19 protein-coding genes and 1 riboswitch are annotated in these 22556 nt (G+C 37.6%); of the genes, 7 read left to right on the top strand and 12 right to left on the bottom strand.

Going from position 1 to position 22556, the window contains the following annotated elements; all coding sequences use genetic code 11:
• Positions 1-284: 284 nt before the first annotated feature.
• From MHB44_RS12580 to MHB44_RS12600, 5 genes are all read right to left on the bottom strand, one after another.
• The gene (locus MHB44_RS12580; RefSeq protein WP_341302970.1) at positions 285-1046 is read right to left on the bottom strand and encodes a DUF817 domain-containing protein; all 762 of its coding nucleotides are present in this window, start codon (positions 1044-1046) and stop codon (positions 285-287) included.
• Between the two features lie 2107 nt (positions 1047-3153).
• Positions 3154-4347, bottom strand: a complete 1194-nt coding sequence (locus MHB44_RS12585; protein WP_341299437.1) for an MFS transporter — start codon at positions 4345-4347, stop codon at positions 3154-3156.
• A gap of 66 nt (positions 4348-4413) precedes the next feature.
• Positions 4414-4513, bottom strand: a riboswitch (purine riboswitch).
• A gap of 409 nt (positions 4514-4922) precedes the next feature.
• Entirely contained in the window at positions 4923-5486 is a 564-nt protein-coding gene (lepB, locus tag MHB44_RS12590) for a signal peptidase I (RefSeq protein ID WP_341299438.1), read from the bottom strand.
• A gap of 154 nt (positions 5487-5640) precedes the next feature.
• A complete protein-coding gene (locus tag MHB44_RS12595; protein ID WP_053994635.1) occupies positions 5641-5748 on the bottom strand; it encodes a hypothetical protein in 108 nt (35 codons plus the stop codon).
• Positions 5749-6140: 392 nt separating this feature from the next.
• Positions 6141-7076 carry an LCP family protein gene (locus MHB44_RS12600; RefSeq protein ID WP_341299439.1) on the bottom strand — a complete coding sequence of 312 codons (936 nt, stop codon included), beginning with the start codon at positions 7074-7076 and terminating at the stop codon, positions 6141-6143.
• Positions 7077-7341: 265 nt separating this feature from the next.
• On the opposite strand from MHB44_RS12600, the gene MHB44_RS12605 reads away from it, so the two are divergent.
• Positions 7342-8430 carry a Xaa-Pro peptidase family protein gene (locus MHB44_RS12605; RefSeq protein WP_341299440.1) on the top strand — a complete coding sequence of 363 codons (1089 nt, stop codon included), beginning with the start codon at positions 7342-7344 and terminating at the stop codon, positions 8428-8430.
• Positions 8431-8444: 14 nt separating this feature from the next.
• Positions 8445-9638: an aminotransferase class V-fold PLP-dependent enzyme gene (locus MHB44_RS12610; protein ID WP_341299441.1), complete on the top strand. Its 1194-nt coding sequence runs from the start codon at positions 8445-8447 to the stop codon at positions 9636-9638.
• Between the two features lie 15 nt (positions 9639-9653).
• Here the strand turns inward: MHB44_RS12610 and MHB44_RS12615 are convergent, their stop codons facing one another.
• Positions 9654-10427, bottom strand: coding sequence for an IclR family transcriptional regulator (locus MHB44_RS12615; RefSeq protein ID WP_341299442.1), 774 nt, complete (start codon positions 10425-10427; stop codon positions 9654-9656).
• A gap of 466 nt (positions 10428-10893) precedes the next feature.
• Positions 10894-11793 carry a LysR family transcriptional regulator gene (locus MHB44_RS12620; RefSeq protein ID WP_341299443.1) on the bottom strand — a complete coding sequence of 300 codons (900 nt, stop codon included), beginning with the start codon at positions 11791-11793 and terminating at the stop codon, positions 10894-10896.
• A 224-nt stretch (positions 11794-12017) separates the two neighbouring features.
• On the opposite strand from MHB44_RS12620, the gene MHB44_RS12625 reads away from it, so the two are divergent.
• Entirely contained in the window at positions 12018-12380 is a 363-nt protein-coding gene (locus MHB44_RS12625) for a cupin domain-containing protein (RefSeq protein WP_341299444.1), read from the top strand.
• Positions 12381-12664: 284 nt separating this feature from the next.
• Entirely contained in the window at positions 12665-13030 is a 366-nt protein-coding gene (locus tag MHB44_RS12630; protein WP_341302971.1) for a cupin domain-containing protein, read from the top strand.
• Between the two features lie 989 nt (positions 13031-14019).
• Here MHB44_RS12630 and MHB44_RS12635 read toward each other — a convergent pair.
• On the bottom strand, positions 14020-14457 hold the full coding sequence (locus MHB44_RS12635; protein ID WP_341299445.1) for a MarR family transcriptional regulator: 438 nt from the start codon (positions 14455-14457) through the stop codon (positions 14020-14022).
• A 440-nt stretch (positions 14458-14897) separates the two neighbouring features.
• Between MHB44_RS12635 and MHB44_RS12640 the strand changes: the two genes are divergently transcribed.
• Complete coding sequence (locus tag MHB44_RS12640) at positions 14898-15266, top strand: hypothetical protein (RefSeq protein ID WP_341299446.1); 369 nt, start codon at positions 14898-14900, stop codon at positions 15264-15266.
• A 46-nt stretch (positions 15267-15312) separates the two neighbouring features.
• Here the strand turns inward: MHB44_RS12640 and MHB44_RS12645 are convergent, their stop codons facing one another.
• From MHB44_RS12645 to MHB44_RS12660, 4 genes are all read right to left on the bottom strand, one after another.
• Positions 15313-17046, bottom strand: a complete 1734-nt coding sequence (locus MHB44_RS12645; RefSeq protein WP_341299447.1) for an ABC transporter ATP-binding protein — start codon at positions 17044-17046, stop codon at positions 15313-15315.
• A complete protein-coding gene (locus MHB44_RS12650; protein ID WP_341299448.1) occupies positions 17043-18785 on the bottom strand; it encodes an ABC transporter ATP-binding protein in 1743 nt (580 codons plus the stop codon). The genes MHB44_RS12645 and MHB44_RS12650 overlap by 4 nt, the downstream gene beginning before the upstream one ends.
• A gap of 413 nt (positions 18786-19198) precedes the next feature.
• The gene (locus MHB44_RS12655) at positions 19199-20698 is read right to left on the bottom strand and encodes a hypothetical protein (protein ID WP_341299449.1); all 1500 of its coding nucleotides are present in this window, start codon (positions 20696-20698) and stop codon (positions 19199-19201) included.
• A gap of 14 nt (positions 20699-20712) precedes the next feature.
• Entirely contained in the window at positions 20713-21522 is an 810-nt protein-coding gene (locus MHB44_RS12660; protein ID WP_341299450.1) for a hypothetical protein, read from the bottom strand.
• 337 nt (positions 21523-21859) lie between these two features.
• Here MHB44_RS12660 and crcB point away from each other — a divergent pair, with 337 nt between their 5' ends.
• Positions 21860-22222 carry a fluoride efflux transporter CrcB gene (crcB, locus tag MHB44_RS12665; RefSeq protein WP_341299451.1) on the top strand — a complete coding sequence of 121 codons (363 nt, stop codon included), beginning with the start codon at positions 21860-21862 and terminating at the stop codon, positions 22220-22222.
• On the top strand, positions 22219-22548 hold the full coding sequence (locus MHB44_RS12670; RefSeq protein ID WP_341299452.1) for a CrcB family protein: 330 nt from the start codon (positions 22219-22221) through the stop codon (positions 22546-22548). The genes crcB and MHB44_RS12670 overlap by 4 nt, the downstream gene beginning before the upstream one ends.
• The last annotated feature ends 8 nt before the right edge of the window (positions 22549-22556 follow it).

The following is a 22556-nucleotide window of genomic DNA, read 5'->3' on the forward strand; positions in this document are numbered from 1 at the left end:
GATTTAAAAGCTTGATAGATAATATATTCTTTTTTGTACATTCAATCACAACTCTTAATTATATTATCATTCAGAGAAGATTTTATAATTATTAGTACACTAATATTCCCTAATTTTAAGGGATCCTCTCATAATTACTGGAATTATCAAATAAATTCAGGATATGTTATTATTAAAAAGCCGCAAGTTCAATCTACATGGATCGAAAATCCAATTGATAGTATGAAAACTAGGAGAAGCTCCATCAGGAAAATACTGATAGAGCTTCTTAGTTGTAGTAACTATTATTGGGACTCCTTCACCCGCTTCAACTCCGCCACAATCAAAAAACTCACAATCACTAACAGTAGCCATGAACTAATTTTCCCTAAATGGACAAGGCTCCAGGTGTGTGTTTGATTTGGATATTGCCATGCCCCGAAAAAAGTGGCAATGTTTTCAGCAAGCCAAATGAAAAAGCCGATAAGGACAAAAGATAACACGATGGGCATACGATACTTTATGCCATTTACTTGATAATTTACAGACGAGCGCCAGAAAATGATCATAACCAACAGCCCAAGCCACCAACGAACATCCAACCAAAAATGATGCCAGAAAAAATTTAAATAAATAGCAATAGCAAGGGGAACAACCACTACATAAGGTGGCCAATTGACAAGCTCCACATATAGACGCCGCCATGCTTGGCATAAATAACTTGCAACACTCGCATACATAAAGCCACTATAAAGCGGTACACCAAAAACTTTAAAGAGCCCCTCCTCTGGATATGCCCATGAGCCCATATGTACTTTAAAAATTTCGAGTGTCAGTCCGATCAAATGAAATAATGTAATGACTTTGAGCTCATCCTTTGTTTCGAGACCAGCGCGTAGCATCCACCATTGCATCGTGAGACAGATGATAAGTAGCCAGTCATACCTCGGCAATAAAGGCAAGGGCATAAATTTTGTTATAGCAAGCGAAGCAAAGATTACAACTGGAAAAATACACGCAAATGCTTGTTCACGTCCAAAATAGAACAGCTGCTTTAGCATATGGATGATCTTACTTTTCATATCGCCCAATCACTCCAGATTGATAGCATAAAGCTTGCTTCTAATAGCCCTTTGACGCACATGATTCTTTTCACAAACCTGACATCGAATGCAATAAATATCTCCATATTCGTCCACCCCAAATTTTTAAATTGTTTCTTATTTTCCTCTTGACAGTTCCTGCTGCAAAGACACTGAGAACGAGTGCCACACCACCTAACATTAAGCCAATTACGCCAACATATTTTTGCTGCGTATAAGTCTGTAATGATAAAAGCATCCCCCTTGATTTTTTCAACGCTTCTATGGATTTATAGAAGAATGCACCATAGTAATCAAGCTAGTTTAATCACTTCAATGCCGCACAGATCTCCACCTCCGATTTTTGGAATACACGTTACTAGCATCGGCAAAGCAAGGATCATTAAAGTTACTTTCAAAAATATTTACTTTTTCATATACAGTTATATTTTTATCGTTTATCAATAATTTTATATTGAAAAACATTTATAGTATAAGACTACAGTATAACGGATGAGGTTCCACTTAAATGAAAAAGGCAGAAAAAGAGATCACAAAAAGCCCAAAAAATTCTACAAACAGTAAAATTCTTCGGGCTTGACTTTTAAATATATGTTATTCTACTTTTCGGATAAAGAGCTACACTGACATCGTTCTTTAAATACACTTGTATGCATTTCAATCCACTCTCTTTATACAAAGAGAGACTCAAAAGTGCCATCTATTTTGTGATATAAAAGAGTTTCAATCCACTCCCTTTATACAAAGAGAGACAAAAATTTAAAGGCATTCCCAAGCGTAAAATGGAGTTTCAATCCACTCCCTTTATACAAAGAGAGACTGCGAAAAACAATATAAAAATGATATTTATAATTGATTTTCACAAAAAAATAAATCTATAAGGTTATATTAACCTAATTCCTCTTCCATTTCAATGGAAAATTGGTTGTTTTATAGGTGCGAATCTCCTTGGATAATCATGTTTGCTTCACATTCGCACCTATTGTTTAAAAACTGCTTGCACTTATAGGGTCCGTCCTAATAGTACCAACTATTTCACATAGGGGATTTTATTAATTGTTGACGCCTATATTAAAATCACTAGCCACCTTTTACTTTTGCATATTTGATATATAGAGCATATTTCTCTCTCCCATTATTAATCGAATACCTATAGTTAGAGAGAAAATTAATTAAGCTTCTATAATCCATAGGTCCTTGGTATTGTTCAATCCAACATATTAAGGCAAACCTACAAGCTTGAGGTGAATTGGAAGCAATTTATACATAGCAAACAAGAAATCCTCGTGGGCCTCAAATCAATAGGGCATTGTTGTAAGACATATGATTGGTGGAATCTCCATCCACACTCTTCACATCAAGAGTGACATCTAGCCCCCCATTTCCACACCCAAGCGGAGGATTTCAATCCACACTCCCACATTCAGAATGACATCAGCTTTATCACTGGCACACTTTAAATCGTTGCTTTTAATCCGCACTCGCTACATTCAGAGTGACTGTAAATTTACTTAATTTTTGAAAAATTGCCATCTCTCCTTAATTGACAGCCAACCCATCATTCATAGCCTCACCTTATAATTAGTACGAAACTTATGGGAACTTTCTATTTGCTTACTCCCTGTACTGGCAAAGTTTTCTTCCATCTGATGAAAGAAATCAAAACACCTTTTATGTATTTTTTGTGCTCTCTATGCCTTCTAGGTAAAAGACACTATATCCTCCTCCAACTTATTACATAGATTATCACAAATCTCTTTTCGTATAAAATCAGCAATGATCCAAGTATTGTTTTTTCGCTCCTGTTGTACAGATTAGCTTTAATGGATGACCTTATACAACTTGCATCAATGCATCCATGCTCTCGTCTCTTTTTAATAAAATCAGAGCGCAATGTTAAAATGCCAAAACGCTGTGTAATCAACGCTTTGGCATTTTTATTCCCTCTTCTCTGTCAGCCCTGTTACTGTACGAGTTTAAGGTAGAAAGGAGCTATCGGGAAAATCAAATTTTATTTACCATTCTCGCAACCTTTTGTATGCTTGGTTGCCCTTTAGAAAGCCTTACCTATTTATGAGGAGTGATGCTGTGCTGATGGATAATTCAGCGTTTGCTCCTGTGTTATAGGCGCTCTTTTAATTGAAAAGATTATACAGCCTAATGCACAAAGCACGAAAAGAGCGCCGAAGCTTGCTAAATGCATGGCAGATGCTGTTACTGCAAATATAGCACCACCAACAGCTGAGCCAATCGAAATCCCAATTTGAAGGGCTGCTGTATTTAAGCTTTGCTGAATATCTGAGGATTTTGGATCAGCTTGAATTAAATAGCTTTGTAATGGCGGTGTTAATGCCCAGCTTAATGCTCCCCATAAAACGGTGAACAGTAAAAAGAGTGGGAAAGCAATCGTTGTATATGGAATTGTAAACAAGACAAGTGCAAATGTAGATACAATTACAATAAGCGCCTTACTTGTACCGATTTTATCACTTACCCAGCCACCAATCGCATTCCCACTAACAGAGGCAATCCCAAATATTAAATAACAAATACTAATCCATGAAGCCCCCATATCAAATGCTTCCACTAGGAATGGTGTTAAATAGGCGTATAGCACATAATGACCCGCTAGCATAAATAATGTAGTTAATTGTGCAGTTAAAATTTTTAAATTTCCTAATGATTTTAGCTGCGTTTTTAATGGCACAATTTCCCCAATCGGCATCCTTTCAAGCAATAAGGCAATTAAAATTATAGAAACCGTTGATAATAAACTAATGCCTAAGAAAACGGCTCGCCAGCCAAAAGCCTCTGTAATAAAAATGCCCATTGGCACACCAATTACAAGCGCAGAGCTAACGCCCATAAATACAAGACCTAATGCTTTTGCTCGATGCGTAGGCGCAACAATTCTCGTTGTAATCGTTAAGGATAGCACAATAACTAGTGCGGTACTCATCGCTGTAAAAATACGAGCAATCATCACGGTTAAAAATGTGGTACTAAAGAATGTTAGTAAATTGCCTAATGTAAAAATTAATAAAGAAATAAGGAACAAGCGCTTTCTCTCTACCTTCGCTGTTAGGGATAGTAGAACAGGCGCAGAAATCGCATAGACCAGTGCAAAAATTGTAATTAATTGCCCTGATGTTGCTAAGGATACATGTAAATCCTCTGCAATATTTGGTAGTATCCCACCAACAATTAACTCAACCAACCCTACGGCAAAGGTTGTCACGGCAAGAATATAAACTCTCCAATTCATCGTAATCTCCCTTTCATACCGCTTTCATATTTGTAGGAGATTTTTTCAATAAAAAATCCTGACTACAAACATGAAGCAAAGTTTTGTAGTCAGGATTTTATGGTTCCTGGTAGAGACCCTCAATCCATATTATTGAGGTTATACAGATCAACTATTTACTTTAGCTATAGTAGCATATGAAAATTGGTCTGACAACATCTTTTTTTATAGAAGCTACTCCAGAAAAAACAGTTTAACAGAGAGAAAATTTAGAGATTTCGATTATATTTTAACGAATTTAACCATATATAATAACATATACTAATGATTGAACGAGGTGATTGTTTGCGCATTATAGGATTTGTCTGCTATTTTTTATTGCTATTTTATGGAGTAGAATTAGTGGCAGAGGAGCTCGCCCTCAAACAGTCAGCAATCAGTTCACCAACGATAGCTAGGCAATCTCCGATAAAAGAAACGGTTGAGCACTCAACAGTTTGTGTTTATTACCCCACACAGAAAGTTTGTACTGCTTTGCCCAAACATCATTAATGGAGCAATAAAAAACGCTTGAAATGGCTTCAAGCGTTTTTTATCTATTCTTTGGAGCCTACATGGAAATGGCTAAATGGGTAGACAATTAATTTAGATTCACCTAATACGGCATCCTCTGCAATAAGACCGTAATGACGACTATCAGAGCTTTTTAAGCGATTATCGCCAAGCACAAAATACATGCCCTTTGGTACTTCTTGTTGATCGACTAATTGCTCCAACGTAAAGTTTTCGGTAATGCGTAATTGGTTAGGATCATCTGTTTCACGATTTACATAGTCCTCTGTATATGCCTTGCCATTTACATATAAAACATCATCTTTCATTTCTACTTTATCACCAGGTAGACCAATTACTCTTTTAATATAATATTCATCCTCTATTGGTGATTGGAAAATAATTTGATCAAAACGTTCAATTTTACTTGTTTTGCTGACAATAATAATATCCTTATCATGATAGGTTGGGTACATGGATGCTCCTTGCACCTTAATAGGCGTAAATAAAAATTGCTTACAGCCTAACACAATAATTGCTGTAATCACAATAATTTTAATGTAGGATAATATTTCCTTTTTTAAGTTGGTTGCTTTTTCCTCTTGCATGTTCATTCCCCAATACTGTGTTTTTTTTATAGTATAACATTTTCTTTCTATTATTGACGAAAGAAACATACAATTAGTTGCAAGTTCACAAAAAATAGACAAGGTTACAAGGTAACATTGTCTGGATAGCTATCATTTAATTGTTTGATCATTCTTAATGGTTAGTTGGTGTAGCAGAGTGACGCTGTTCATTTAATAAATTAGCTGTTAAAGCAATTCCTACTGGTAATGCCACTGCTAATAAAATTGTGCCGATCATCATTACAATCACTCCCTTAACCATTTCTAATTTCATTATACATTAAATTTTCTGATATTTCAATAAAGTGAATCTTCAAACAGTTGTATTTTCTTGATCCCCACCTATTTTGAAGTGGGGCCTTACAATAAAACAATGTTACGCTTGGTGTGGTAGTTTATTTCACTACAAAAAAATCATTCAACTAGGCATGCATCCTACCTGAATGATTTTTTTGTCTGTTATGATAATAATTTTAAATAGACTAATTGTAAGGTTTTCATTGCTGATTGGACTAGGCTTTTTCTTGCTTTGCGTTTAGGTATAGAGCTTTGCATGCAATGATTTAGTGCTGTATACCTAAGCACCTGGGTCCTCCCATTCATTGTTCTCCCCCTTTCATGGACATTGCTTCCCTATTTTTTTAAATGATTGTTTAATGTTAACTGGATACGTTGAAGCTCTTTGTCATCAGGAATATAATACCAAATACCCCGAATTCTTTCTCCTTCTCCCGCTTCAAAGGATAATTGTTCAATATCAGCATTCATTTTTTTATATAGGCTTTGTAGCTGAAGAAGGTCTTTCACAGAGAAGTTCATGCGCACATTATCCCCTAATACATCAAGCATATCTGTGGCTTTTAATAATGTAGATGGGGTGGAGGCTTTTTTCATAACAGCTTCAATAATTTGACGCTGACGAATTTGGCGGCCAAAATCACCCCGTGGATCTTCATAGCGAATACGGGAAAAAATAAGTGCCTCATTCCCATCTAACGTCACTTCCCCTTTGGGATAATGATATTCGTTATAGGTTAAATCCATATCATTATCAATCGTCACACCGCCAAGTGTATCTATAATTTGTAAAAATCCCTCCATATTAATAAACACATAATAATCAATCGGTATATTTAAAAAATGCTCCACTGTATCCACAGCCATTGGCACACCACCAAAGGCATAGGCATGATTAATTTTATCAACCGTATCATGCCCTACAATTTCTGTGCGTGTATCGCGGGGAATACTAAGCATTTTCATCGTTTGTTTTTCAGGGTTTACAGTTACCACAATCATTGTGTCTGAACGGCCACTATCCTCTTTGCGCTCATCCACACCAAGCAGTAATACTGAAAATGGATCTTTTCTAATAACTGTTTTTACCTCTTGCTGTGTAGCTTCTGTTGTTTGAAGAAGTGGTGTATTGATTTTATTCATCGTTTTTTGAATGGTAAAGTAGGCGCTCCCTATCAACACTAAAAAAAGGGTGAGTAGGCTAGCAACAACCCATAGCCATATTTTTTTCTTGCTCTTTTTCTCTTTTGAGCGTTTCATATTTTTTTCCATACATAAGTCCCTTTCTGCTTACAATTTTACCCCTCTTTTTGACGTATTACGTTGGAAAAAAGTTGACCTAGTCTACTTATATGCATAATAGACGAAAAAAAGACGTACACTAGTATTTACTCAATAAACGATAGACTATTCCCTTATTTGTAAATTAACTTCCTTCTTGAATTAATTGAAAATTCATGCTTGTTCGTATATAATATTTATAGATACAACGTTTCTATATTAGAAACAAATATATATGATAAGGAGGAATCACTGGATGTTTCAACAACGAAGAGAGCACCTTGTTTCACATATGAAGCAACAGCAGATAGATGGGGCGATACTTGTACCTGGAGCCAATATGTACTATTTTACAGGGTTACAGTTAAAGCAAAGTGAACGTTTAACATTCGCTATAATCACTGCTAATAATCAATTATATTTTTTAGTACCACAAGTAGAGGTCAATAAAGTAGATACAAGTAACGGTGGCACGATCTTCTATTATTCCGATGAAGAAGGTCCAACGCAAACCCTCGAGCAATTAACAAGAGAGTTAGGTAAATTGCAGACCATTGGGGTTGAATATGACAGCATGCGTGTTAAGGAGCAAAGAGCCATTGAAAAACTTACATATCAGTCTATATGCGATATTGGTGCATCTATTCGTGAACTGCGTATGGCAAAAGATCCGCATGAAATTCAATTAATGCGGCAGGCTGTTAAAATTGTGGAGGAAAGTCTTGAGGCAATATTGCCAACGATTCAAGTTGGTGTTTCAGAAATGGATGTAGCTGCACAGTTGGAATATGAAATGCGCCGCCGTGGTTCAGAGGGAACACCCTTTGGCACCATTGTTGCCTCTGGCTATCGAGGTGCACTGCCACATGGACGAGCAAGCACAAAGAAAATCGAGCAGGGCGAATTAATCGTCTTAGATTTTGGCTCTATTTATCAAGGCTATGTAGCAGATATTACGAGAACAGTAGCTTTAGGGGATATTTCACCTACATTAAAAAATATGTATCAGCTTGTTAAACAAGCCAATGAAGCGGCAATAGCAGCGATAAAGCCGGGGATGACTGCTCATCACATTGATATGATTGCTAGAGATGTTATTAATAATGCGGGCTACGGACAATATTTTACACATCGACTTGGACATGGGATTGGCTTAAGCGCACATGAAGAGCCATACTTGATGCAACAGAATGAGCTTGTCCTAACAGCAGGGATGACATTTACGGTAGAGCCTGGTATTTATGTAAAGGATATTGGCGGTGTTCGCATTGAGGATAACCTTCTGGTGACAGAGGATGGCTATGAAAACTTAATGACTTATTCAAAAGAATTAATCATTCTATAAGGCTGGTGACTGCAATGATAGATATAACGCGCATTCAAAAGGATATGCCACTGCTAGAGCACTACATCTATTTAAACACGGCTGCTGCTTCTGCCATGCCTCAGCCAGTAGTAGATGTCATGACCAGCTATCTACAAAAACAGGCAAGTATTGGGCCCTACCTCCCCTCCTTTCGTCAAGAAACATATGAACAGGTAGAACGTATTCGTGAAAAATCAGCTTTATTTATTGGTGCTAAAAAAGAGGAAATTGCCCTTGTGCCAAATGGCTCAATGGGCATTAATTATATAGCAGGTGGCTTACAGTGGCACAAGGGCGATGAAGTGATTGTGCTAGATACTGAAATGTTAAGTAATTATGTACCGTGGCTTGCCCTTGAGCGGCAAGGCGTTCAGTTAAAGGTGTTGCCAACTAATACAGAATATATGGTGGATTTACAGGAGCTTGAACAGCTAATAACACCGCGAACAAGATTAATTGCCTTTGCTCATATGTCCAATGCTGCTGGTGCACTACAGCCTGCACAAGAGATCTGTCAGCTTGCACAAAGGCATGATGTACGCACATTGATCAATGCCAATCAAACAGTTGGTCTAACACCCATTGATGTGCGGGAGCTTGGCTGTGATTTTTTAATTGCCTGTGGACGTAAATGGCTACGTGGACCAGAAGGATCAGGCATCTTATATGTGCGACAAGTGCTACTGCCAACCATTACCCCGATTATGATTGGCTGGGGCAGTACAACGTGGCATTATCAGCAAAATGACTATTCATTTTCAGCAACAGCCAAACGCTTTGAGCCGGGCTGTCCTGTGATTCCCAGTATTTTAGGACTAGGAGCTGCTATTGATTATGCCAATCAGATTGGTATCGACCATATTTATCAGCGTGTACAGCAATTAACAAAGTATTTAATAAAGCAGCTTGAAACCATTCCAGGGCTGGTTTTATATGGACCACAAAATATAGCAAACCGCTTATCAATTACCCCATTTAATATTGAGGGTGTTTCTCCTGAGGAGCTAACGAATTATTTAGCCGCTCGTGGTGTGATCATTGAAGCAGGCACATTTATGGCAAATACAATTATGGAGCGTAATCATATTCAGCAAATGGCGCGTTTTTCACCCCATTATTTTAATACCTGTGAAGAAATTGATAGAGCTGTATCCTTTATCAAGGAATTTATAAAAGGCGCGAGATAGCACGCGCCTTTTTTATTATTCATGATATAATTTAAAGCTATATTGATCAAAGTAGCGTTGAATATTCATCGCACCATATTGCAGAACATTAATCATTTCAGGTAGCCTGTCCTCTGTTGGTTTACGATAAATAGGCCCAGCAATGGTTAATGAGGCAATTACTTCTCTTTTGTTATTAAAAAGAGGAACGCCAAGGCCAAATACCGAATGTGCATACTCCCCCGTTGTAAAACACCAGCCCTGTTGTTGAATCCTCTCTAAATCAGCTAATAGAGCGTCAGGATCTGTAATCGTGTCAGGCGTTAATTTCTTCATGCCATGATTCGTAATTTCCTTCTTTCTCTCTGCAGGTAGAAAAGCCATAATCGTTTTACAAGATGCGCCTATGTATAATGGTGTACGTGTGCCAATCGACACCGAAAATTTAATGGTTTGAGAGCTTTCCGCAATTTCCACCGTCACGCCATCTGTGCCATCTAACCATGTTAAAAATACAGATTCCTTCACCGTATCCGCAACGTTTTTCATAATCGGTAGCACAAAATCAGAAAGATTTAATTTATCCTTGACCATCTGCCCATATTCCAAAAAACGTAGCCCTAATTCATATTTTTTTGTCTCGGGATTTTGAATGAGGAAACCATGTTGTTCAAACGTTGTCAAAATTCGATAAATAATGGAGTGGCTAATATTCATTTCCTTCGCTAATTCACGTACACCCCATGTAGGATTTTCTTTATTAAAATATTTCAAAACCTCTAATGAGTTATCTAATGTTTTTAATGTCATTGTCCACCTCACATGTTTCTATAATAGAACCATAATCTATTATAAAATGAATCAGGATACTTTTCAATAAATTCAACTATTTTACAAATAAAAAGACGTTCCAGCATGTTTTATTAAAAATCATTAGTCAAAGTAATGCAGTTAATACATCAGTATCCTCTATACAATGCGCAACATTACAATAAGCTATTATTAAATTTATGATTAAAAATATAATTTGGAATGGTTATAAAATAAAAGTGTAGTATATGTTATTCAACTAACAAAGCAAGTTAGTTCAATAAGGAATTGCAATTTTATAACGAATTTATTATTGCCATCTTTTTCATCTGAAAATTGGCTATAAAGAAATGTATGAAAATATCTATGGTACATAGAAGAGAGTTCTTTTTAACTATATATCTTGTTTATGCCGTTATATATAGATTACCTCCATTCCATTTTTAAAGAACGTTGCTGCTGTATCCTACCTAGATTCTTTCAAAAGGCTAGCTGTCGCTGATCCCACATTAGTTATGCCCATTAACTCCATAAATCGTGAGAGAGCACTGGTCATGTACGAATCACGACGCCTTATAAACACAGTAGGTACTGTTCTATGTGGTTCCGGTAATGGATGACAGGTAAGTCTGCCTTGCACCCGAGATTCAACCATAGATTTCGGTAATACGGTGACTCCTAGCCCGTTTTCAACGCATTTAAGGACACCCTCCAGAGTGCCATATTCCATTACCTTCATAGGAGCATAGCCATTGCCCTCTAGCCATTGTTGCCAACGCCCCAAATAGATGCAATGCGCGAATGACGAGAGCAATGGTTCATGTAAAATTGATTCTACCTGGAATGGCTTCGGGGAGTAGCTTGTAATCAGAACGAGGGATTCTTCCAATACAGGGTATTCCATAATTTCCGGATGAAGAATTGGTCCATCTACCAATGCGCCATCTACCTTATAGTTGAGAATGGCACTAACCTGATCTACGGTAGGTGCCATATATAGGCTCAATTCTACTTGCGGAAATTTCTTATGATATTGTGTAAAAATTATTGGCAGCCTTGTAGAAGCAGTTGACTCTATAGCACCAATATGCAAAGTTCCTCGCGGAGTAGAGGAAAGTTTTACTGCCTCTATCGCTTCTTCGAAATCGTAGAGCAATTTGTTTACATATGGCAACAGTTCACGTCCTGCAGGCGTTAACGATATCTTCTTATGATATCGATATAGCAGAGGAACGCCTAATTCTTGTTCAAGACGCTGTATTCGTGCAGTAACATTTGACTGTACATAATTTAATTTCTCGGCAGCTTTTGTAATGCTTTGTTCAGTTGCTACTGCTTTAAATACTTCCAAAGATTTAATGTCCAAAATAACTCTCTCCTTTTTGCATCACAAATTGTGATTATCTATACACTATTTTTTGATTTTACGTGATCCATAGAAGTATGTAAACTAAGTTGTATAAGGGTTTACGCTAAAACTACATAATTGCGTACCTTGTTATTTGATAATGAGGAGGAGAATTGAGAAAAAGAGGATTTTAGATAGGATAAGATAAAACACACATTTCCAATTAATGAGGAGGGAATCTATTGATTTCAAAGATAAATGTCCAAGAAAAATTTTTGCAAATAAATGATTATTGGAATCCTAGAATAGGCGGAGAGTTGAACGATTCATACATTAAAATGGTAAAGATTAAGGGTGAATTCATTTGGCATCACCATGATGACGAGGACGAAATGTTTTTTGTATGGAGAGGGAGGTTGGTAATCCGTTTTAGGGATGGTGAAATCGCTCTTAATGAAGGGGAGTTTATTGTGATACCTAAAGGACTTGAACATCAGCCAATTGCTGAAGAAGAAGTTCATTTGCTATTAATCGAACCAAAAACTACTCTAAACACGGGAAATGTGGTCAATGAGCGAACCGTTTCGATTCCTCAACGAATTTGATATATGCTAAATAGTTACACTGATTTTAATTCAATTTTTTGCTATCGATTCTTTCCTACTTATGCATGTCAATTGCTTGATAACAAAGCATTTTTGAGTCATGAAGAAAGCACCAACTATACCAATCTTTGTTCAGCTCCATGGAAAGTGTTACAGAGAAATTTTCTACTATGTTAGCGGCTGATTCTTCCTTATTAATCAGCCTTTAAACCAAAGAGCAGGATGGGTAACAAGGAACGAAGTTAATAATATGGTACGTAGAGTACGAAAAAGGTGGGGTTAATATTAATTACCAAGCTATTAATTTGAATGAAAAATTTTCTAAGTTCAATGAACATTGGTCGCCAAAGGTCATTGGTGAAATGAATGACTATCAATTAAAGTTAGTCAAGATTCAAGGGGATTTTGTCTGGCATATTCATAAAGATACCGATGAGGTATTCTTCGTAATAGGCGGTGAAATGTCCATCCTATTCCGAGATGGAGAGGTTAAACTCTCTGAAGGAGAAATGTTTGTGATCCCAAAAGGTGTAGAGTATAAGACTTATGCTGAAAATGAATGCCAGGCAATGATAGTAGAGCCTAGAGGTGTAGTCAACACTGGTGAAACTTGTTCGGAATTAACCGCCGAAGACGATGTATGGATTTAAACAAATAAGTTACATCCAAGATGGAATATAACCATTATTCTCTTAACTGATAAACATTTAAAATTATCTACAAATTCTTAAAGATATTCTTCAACTAACGGTGTCCTTTAGTTGAACTAAGATAGTCAAAATAGCCTTGTTAAAACTTTTTCAAGGCTATCTTTGTATCTAATTAATTATCTATTTAAACTGCTTAAAAGAATTAGCACCTCCTTGTTTTTGATTTTCTGCATCGGATTGTTCAATCCCTATTAATCTATGCCACTCACTCTTCTTTTGAGAGCTTCATATACTTCGTTTTACCAACGTCTTTATCATGTTTAGGGGACTAATATAGAAGCTGTTTACGTACCTTATTTACTTTATATGGTTTGCTGTGCTTTTTGTAATACGTATACAATTCATCATTACGCTTTCTTGTATTGGAATGAATTTCTTTCCCTTGAGGGTCAAATGGCTTCGTATACTGACTTATACTAGGATAGGTTACAGGGCAATTAGATATTCTATAGTATCAATCCCAATGAAAATAGAACACTTTTTACGTTTTTGATGCACTTGATCAAGCCATTGTCGCTTATCTGAATGAATTGTGTTGAATAGTTGGTTCAGATTGCTATTCCTCTCTATATTCCTTGATTAAATTAATTTCTTTCAACTTAATCTTTGCTTTCCGTACTTCAACTTCTAATCCTAATTGTTTAAAACGTTTCTCCATGTCTTTCGATAATTGAATAACTTCTAACGTTCATTCTGTTGGTCTGGAACAGGAATTTTTGCTTTACAACCTAAACATTGCATTTTAGCTGGATATCCATAATCTGTTACACAAGTCTTACTTAATCCTTTATTATGTACACCGACTTTTTCTATATAATCATCTAATTCTTTATTAAATCAATAGAAAAGAGCGTAAAATAAAAATGTACACCACTAAAATTGAATTTAGTAATGTACATTTTTATAATATTACAGAGTAAAATGCCTTTTTAATAAGCTGTTTTTTGCTGGATGCCTTGTACTAATTTTTCTTGAATCAGCAAATATTGTGTAATTTCCGCCTCATCCAATACTTCAAAAAGCTGGACAAAGACCTCTTTTCCAATAGCCTGTGCCTTTGTCAATGCCTCCTTCCCCTCAGCGGTTATTTGTAAACGTATAATACGACGGTCAGTTGGGTCATATAATCTTTCTGCTAAGTCAAGCTTCACAAGTTTTTCCGCAATACTTGTCATCGCTCCTTTTGTATAGCCAAGGGTTTCAGCTAATTCTGCTTGCTTTTGCGGGCCCTTTGCATGAAGCTCATTTAATACCAAAATAGGCGAAATTCCTAATGGATAAGGAAATGCTTTTGTAAAACGTATAATATTAGCATTATTCACCTGTTCAACCATATGGATGAGTTTAAAAATATTGGTTTGTTTCAAAAAAATCCTCCTTACATATAGAGCATTGGTGAGCCTCCGGTCAAGCTGTACGATAGTGTGCATCCTCAGACAGCCTCTTGTCAGATACCCTGCCAAAACGACCGCGTCGAATTTTACTTCTCACCGCTTCCTATTTATGACCATTTAGAAATATGCCTTCGCACTGTGTTTCATAGTATGTGCATGATAACTAGCACATCTAGTTTACCGTATTTTGCTACGACTGTATCAATAATTTTCAGAAATGGCTCTCAATTCACTCAGTATATCTGCCAAACATGCACGATTTATGAGAATTCCCCTTCATCATTTGTCGACTCTTTTATCAATAAAGACAGTAAATTACAGTTATTTTCAAATTCCTTCAAGCATCTTTTTTATTTGACAAGAATATACTGTAGCAGCTAGCTAAAATACTTTCAGGAAAGGAGTTGTTACGGATGGGTGCGAAATGGATTAAGATTTCAATCGTGTATTTAGTAATTGTTTTAGCGTTTGGACTGTTTATGCATTATACGATTCAACTTCAATGGAAGGCAACACATGCTCATATTGGTGTGATCGGTTGGCTTACTACTGGATTTATTGGGTTAATTTATTCGATCTATCGGCAAGCTGCGGAAACAAGGCTTGCAAAGGCACAATTCTGGCTTTATAATCTCGGCCTACCATTTTTACTGATCGGCATGATGATGGTCTATTTGGATGTACCGCGTTGGTTATTTGAGTTGTTTGTCTCAGGGGGTAGCATAGCTGTAGCCCTCTCTGCGCTATTATTCTTTGTCAATATCTTTAAATATGTGAGATAAATACGGAAAGCCCCACTTGTCGCGATGTGGGGCTTTCGTGTTTACATTATTGCAATGAATTGGCTTGCATTTGATACATTTTTTCATAAGTCCCGCCAAGTGCTAACAGCTCATCATGCGTGCCATTTTCTACAATTTCACCTCGCTCCAGCACAAGAATGCGATCGGCATTTTTAATAGTAGAAAGTCGGTGGGCAATAATAAAGGTTGTGCGTCCTTTTTTTAGAACATCCATAGCATGTTGAATGATTTCCTCTGTTTCCGTATCAATATTTGACGTAGCTTCATCTAATATTAAAATCGCTGGATCAAAGGCAAGAGCTCTGGCAAACGAAATCAGCTGACGTTGCCCTGAGGATAGTGTACTGCCCTTCTCGATAACGGGTTCATCATAGCCTTTGGGCAAATTCGCTAATACACGCTCTGCCCCAACAGCCTTTAAGGAAGCCTCTATCTTTTCTCGTGAGATGGCAGGATTGTTTAAGCTAACATTGGAGGCAATCGTTCCTGTAAATAAATAAGGATCTTGCAGCACAATGCCCATATGCTCACGCATTGTTTGACGGGGCACAGCCGTTATATCAATACCATCAATGGTAATTTTCCCTTTTGATGGGTCATAGAAGCGGAACAATAAATTCATAATGGAGCTTTTCCCTGAGCCTGTATGACCGACTAAAGCAATCGTTTCCCCTTGATGTGCCGCAAAGGATAGATTTTTCAGCACATAGTCATTCTCCTTATAGGCAAAGGAAACAGCCTCAAACACGACATTTCCCTGATAACGTGGCAGGCTTTTTTCGGAGACAGGCTCACCCTTTGTATCCAATACCTCAAACACACGTTTACCTGCAACAAGTGAGCGCTCAAGCTGGGAAAATTGATTCACAATATTGGTAATGGGATTAAAAAGCTTTGTTAAATAATCAACAAAGGCATACAAGGTCCCAGCCGAAATGATTTCAGTCGCTGTAAATGATTGCGTACCAAAATAGAAAATAAAAACTGTAAACATAATCATTCTTAACGTATTTACAAGGTTAAAGGAAGTGGCTGAATCAAGCATTAATAGCTTTCTTCCATAAGCATAGTGCTCATTATTCATATCATCGAATTCCTTCGTCATTTGCTGCTCACGTCGGAATGCCTGAATAATCGTCATGCCTTGGATGGATTCATTAATCATCGCATTTAGATCAGCGATTTTTGTACGAATGACATCGTTGTATTTAGAAGCAAACTTTCGATACAAAATCATCCATACATAAATAATAGGGATCATGATTAAGGCAAGCATCGCCATTTTCCAGTTTAAAATAAAGAGTGCAATATAGACACCAATAATGGAAATAAAGCTTGTGACAAAATTCGACAGCACCTGCACATATAAATTGCGCACTGCCTCTGTATCATTGGTCACGCGTGCGACAATTTTTCCTGCTGGTAAATTGTCGAAATACTGGATAGGTAAGGTTTGAATATGGGCAAACACATCCTGCCGTAATTTTTGGATAACACGGTTCGCCCCTATTTGTAAATATATATACATAAAATAGCGTAATATAGCAGTTGCAATGGCTAGTAGTAAATACACCAACAATAGCCACGTAATTGGTTTGATATCGATCTGACCAATAGTCATATAGTTATCAATAATATGCTTGGCAATAAATGGCCCAACAAGCTCCGTAAAAACAGCGATTGTTAGGAAAAATAAGCCTAGTAGTATCGGCTTTTTAAAATACATCGCATAGCGTGTTAAACGTTGACTCGTACTCATGAGGCACCTCCTTCTAGTTGCTGACGGTCAAATTGCTCTTTATACCATCCCTGTTGTGCAAGAAGCTCCTCATGTGTACCCTGCTCTACAATTTGCCCATTATCTAAAACAATAATCCTATCCGCATGCTGAATACCAGATAAACGATGTGTCGTAATAATGGTCGTTTTACCATGACGCTCTCGCTGAATATTTTCAATAATCTTTGCCTCTGTTTTGGCATCAACAGCGGATAATGAGTCATCCAGCATTAAAATTTCAGGGTCTTTAATTAATGCGCGCGCAATGGACACACGCTGTTTTTGACCACCTGAAAGAGATACACCCTTTTCACCAACGAGCGTTTCAAGCCCCATTGGTAAATTATCTAAATCCTTTTCAAAATAGGCGGCACGAATTGCCTGCTCTAATTCAGCCTGTGTGGCATCCTCTTTCCCAAATAAAATATTTTCACGAATTGTCCGTGAGAAAAGTATATGGTCTTGCGGTACATAGCCAATCCAATCCAGCACTTGCTCCTTCGTTTGAGCAGTAATATCAATATCATCAATGAATAGCTGACCCTGACTAATTGGATACTCCCGCAATAGTTGTCGTAGGAAGGTTGTTTTTCCTGCTCCTGTTTTCCCAACAATGCCAAGTGTTTGCCCTTTTTTCAATGACAGCGAAATTTGCTGTAGATTTTTTACCTGACTCATTGGATATTGGAATGTTAAAGCATCAAATCCAATGGCCTTTGGTGTCGCCATTATTTGTGGATTCGCACTATTTTGAACATCCGCCTGATAATTCAATGTTTCCTGTACACGATCTAAAGAAGCATTCCCTTGTTGCATCACATTTATAAGCTCGCCAATTGCAAATATTGGCCAAACAGCTAGCCCTAAATAAACATTAAATGTGACAAGCTGCCCAACTGTCATCGCCTCAATTGCTACTAAATGAGCGCCATAGCCAAGTGCTACAACATAGCTAATGCCTGTACCTACTTTCGTAATGGGTCCAAATAAGGCATTGATTTTAGCTGTATGCATATTTTTGGCATACACCTCTTCACTCATCTGCGCAAAACTAGCCTCATCCTTTTTCTCCTGAACATAGGCTCGCACAACACGAACACCTGCGACAGATTCAAGCACACTATCATTAAGCTCACCGAAAGCATCCTGTGCCTTCATATAGCGTTCATGTACGATTTTTCCTAAATATTGAATGAGAATAGCCATAATCGGCACGGGTAACATCGCAAACAATGTTAGCTTCCATGAAATCATATAGCCCATCGCAAAAATAATACAGCCCATATAAATCGTTGAATCAATCAATGTCATAATACCAAAGCCGGCTGTCATGGACACGGCATTTAAGTCATTAGTTGCTCGTGCCATTAAATCACCTGTACGATTTTTCTCATAAAATGTTGGGGTCATGCGTAAAAAATGCTGCATTAAATTTCGTCGTAAAATTTTCTCAAGGTTAATAGCCCCTTCAAATAATCGAAATTGCCAGACAAAATTAAGGAAATAGCCACCAATAATAATCCCTACAAAAATTAAGATATAGTTCGTTAAAATGGCTGGTGTCATTTCTCCCGCTGTCAATATATCAATAATCGAGCCGAGTAAATAGGGAGGCACAACCTCTAATCCACTGGCAATTATCAGTAGAATAATCGCAATCGTATACTGCTTCCAGTATTGTTTAAAAAACCAGCTTAATTTACTTAAGACGTCAAACATAGATGATAACCTTCTTTCTTCTGTGCTGTTAGAGTTATACTACCCGCTTTCTAGCAATTCCTTTTTGAAAATCATACGTTGTCCGATGTTTCTTCTCATCAACATCCACTCCTTTATTTAGTATCACCACAACCTTTTTAACACACAAAAAGACACATACCCTACAAAGAGCATGTGTCTCTTATAAAAGGCAGGACAGAGCCATACCTTTTCTATGTGATTAAAATTAGAAATCAGGCATGGACAATGTATGGAACTGTGTTGGAATATACTACTGGTAAAATGAACATTGCCATGCCCTCCTTTCGTTTATTTGTTATAGTGTTCTTGAAGATTATCATAGTGTAGAAATATTTGTCAACCATCATTTTGCTATTTTCAGTAAATAATTTGCGCTTTAAAGCATTAAATGATTACTCTGTTACCTCAAAGGCTAAGCGAATCGCAGGCATTGCTGAGCCAGGATGGTCTGTAGAATACGTTAATTGTGGAATTAACGTCATATCTGTATCCTTTTCCTGCTGCTTATAAATACCAGGGTATAAGTCGATTAAATGATAACCCACATCACCTGTTGCAATGACATCAAATGTTAGGTTTCCTTGGCTATTAAAAGCACATAAATAGCCTGTATATGCATTGTCATATGTTAAATAATAGGCATTATCAAATTCTGTCCAGCCGCCGCCTTTAATGGTAATGGCAATTTTTGTGCCAACTGGACCTGATTTTGGCGTAAAATCAACAATGGATGGTAAAATGCGTAAATACGCCTGACCCTGCACCTTGTCATTTGCTACTAAATCTAAACGATGGGGAATACCACCTAAATCATCGGGCACTTTAAAGTCATATTGCAGTTGCCCCCCGGCGTCTGTTTTGACCTTATCGAGTGACATGGTTTCCTCACCAAAGCCTTTCCCACTCACACGGCTACCCTTCATTGTATTCCAAATAAGCTCAATTTCTGTATCCTTTGGTAAGCCTGAAGCTGTTAATGTGATAGGCTCATCGACGATACCTTCATCCTTACTTAGTGCCACCTTCACATTTTCTGCTTGCTGTAACTTTGGCATTTCCAAACCACCTGATGCCGCAACTGGCGCATCCTCTACATGGTTTTCAATCGTGGCAGCAACACCCTCTGTAATCGTAAACATAAAGTCAGGTGCTGGCTTATCTGGATATGGCGATTGTAAGTAGTTGATATACTGCATTCCTAAATAGCCTGTGCGCAGACGAATCGCGTGGTCACCAACAGCGCCAGCAGCACGAATTTTCGCCTCTGCTGTACCGTTTGTTGAGATACCTGTAACAAGCCCCGTATATTTATTATCATACGTTAATTGCCAGTTACGCATATAGGTGCTCCAGCCAAGGCCCTCCATTTTAATGGTAATTTCTGTACCAACTGGACCTGATGTAGGCTCCATGACAAATGATGGATCAACCGTATAGCCGACTTGCCCAATTTTTTTACCATCTTGCTTGACCCATACGGTAAAATCCCCTCCAAAGCCTTCAGGTACATGGAACATACCATTCCATTTTCCTTCGGCATCAGCCGTTCCCTGCTGTAAAACGATTTCTTCCTCTGCGAACTTTGGTCCGATCACCGCATATAAATCCTCAATCTCATACTCCCCGTTGATGGCATTCCACACTAACTCCACTGGCTCATTCGCCTGTAGGTCTGTTACTTCAAACGATACTTCATCTCGAACAAACCCACGCGCCTTTGATAGAGTAATATTGTTTAATAGCTTTTCTTCCGTTGCTTCCTGCTGCTCTGCATTTTTGTTAGCAGGTTGTTTATCTGTCGTTGCCTTATCTTCATCTGAGCAAGCGATTAACATGACGCTCATTATAAACAATACAAGCATAAGCAGGGGCGTTTTACCAATATACTTCATCTATACCCCTCCCTTTAGTTAACAACGACTAATTTTGCTGTCATATCACCATGTCCTGTACCGCAAAATACACTACATGACATGTTATATTCACCCGCTTTTTCAGGTGTAAACTTTGTAGAACCATCCTTATCTAATTTAACATCTAATCCTTCTACGGATACACCGTGTACACCTTCTTCAGATTTTAACGAAAGCGTTACTTCCTCGCCTGCTTTTACATAAAAAGTTTGCTCGCCATTTGGACCATGGAACTCAAAATTTTTCCCAATGATCTCAACGTTTTGATTGGTTTCCACTGTAGCCAAATCTACTCCCTCTTCCTCTGCAGCTGGCTCTTCCTGTGGTGCTGCCGCTACATCCTCAGAAACAATTGTTAATAATGAAGGAGCAACATTAAACGGCTTGAACTCACCCTTTTGATCCTCATACTCTGCTGACACTGTGTAATTAATCGTACCTGTTGGTGTATCGGCTGTTACAGGATACGCCACTACCCAAAAATTATCCTCTCCATGCTTACCATAGGCCATATCTAGCGTTTCGCCTGTAGAGAGATGAACCTGTACCTTAGCATCCTTGACTTGCTCATTTGTTAGACCATCCACCACATTATTACGGAAAATAATTTTATCGCCTGGTGAGAAGCGGTTTGCTAAGACACATCCACCTTGCTCTGAGACAATATCTCCTGAAATAACAAGTGACCCTGTATCATTCTTTTCCGCTGCTTTATCTTCCTTGTCATCTCCCGTATCGCTACATGCAGCCAATACCATCAGCAACATAAGCAGTGAGACAAAACCCATTGTTATTTTTTTCATAAATAAACCCCCTACCTCATTTTATGACACTATCCTGTAAGCATATATACCTATTATCATTGCTCAGATAAATTATTTGGAGGCGCTTACAAATTATTAAGCTGAATTAAAAAATGCTTGTTAGATAGCCTCGTCTTTATTTTAATCCTTTGTGTTTCTAGTAATCAATAAAAAATGTTAAAATTTTTAGAAAATTCATTCTTTAGTCTGATATAGTATTCAATTAAATCATTTTCACTATTATTATAAAGTTATAGTAAATAAGTAATAAGGAAACAGGCTATCCATTCCTAACATCCCGTGATACAATCTTTATACCTAAAGGAGCGATGAATCTTTGAAATCATTTTTTACTGTTGGTATAGGGGGATTTTTGGGGGCTATTTGTCGATATAGCCTTAGCCTTGCCATTCCAAATGCAGGTGGCTTTCCCTTTGCAACACTCTGTATAAATTTACTAGGCTGCTTATGCCTTGCATGGCTTTTTACAACATTTACAAAACCAACACCGATCATTGTAGGAATGGGCACAGGCTTTTTAGGGGCTTTTACAACTTTTTCGACCTTTTCCTTAGAGACATTATTACTTTTACAGCACAGTGAATGGCTACAGGCTATTCTTTATAGCCTTGGCAGTGTTGGTGGAGGTCTTATTTGTGCATGGATGGGTATTCAATTAGCAAGGAGGCTTACTGCATGATGTTGGTTGGTCTTGGCGGGTTTTTTGGCGCCATCACAAGATTTTATCTAGGCAAATACCTTGCCCATCCGTATCCGTGGGCAACTTTTTTCATTAATAGCACAGGGTCTTTTGCGCTTGGTCTGTTATTTGCCCTACACCCAAGTGATACGCTTTGGCAGTTAGTTGGCATTGGCTTTTTAGGGGCCTATACAACCTTTTCAACATTTGGCTTTGAATGCTTACAACTGATTGAGCAAAAAAAGGACAAACAAGCTATTATTTATATAAGTACAACACTTCTCGTTGGCATCCTTTGTGCCACACTCGGATTTTTCGTTGTCTAAGAAAGAGG

Source organism: Lysinibacillus sp. FSL H8-0500, assembly GCF_038051955.1.
GTDB lineage: Bacteria > Bacillota > Bacilli > Bacillales_A > Planococcaceae > Lysinibacillus > Lysinibacillus macroides.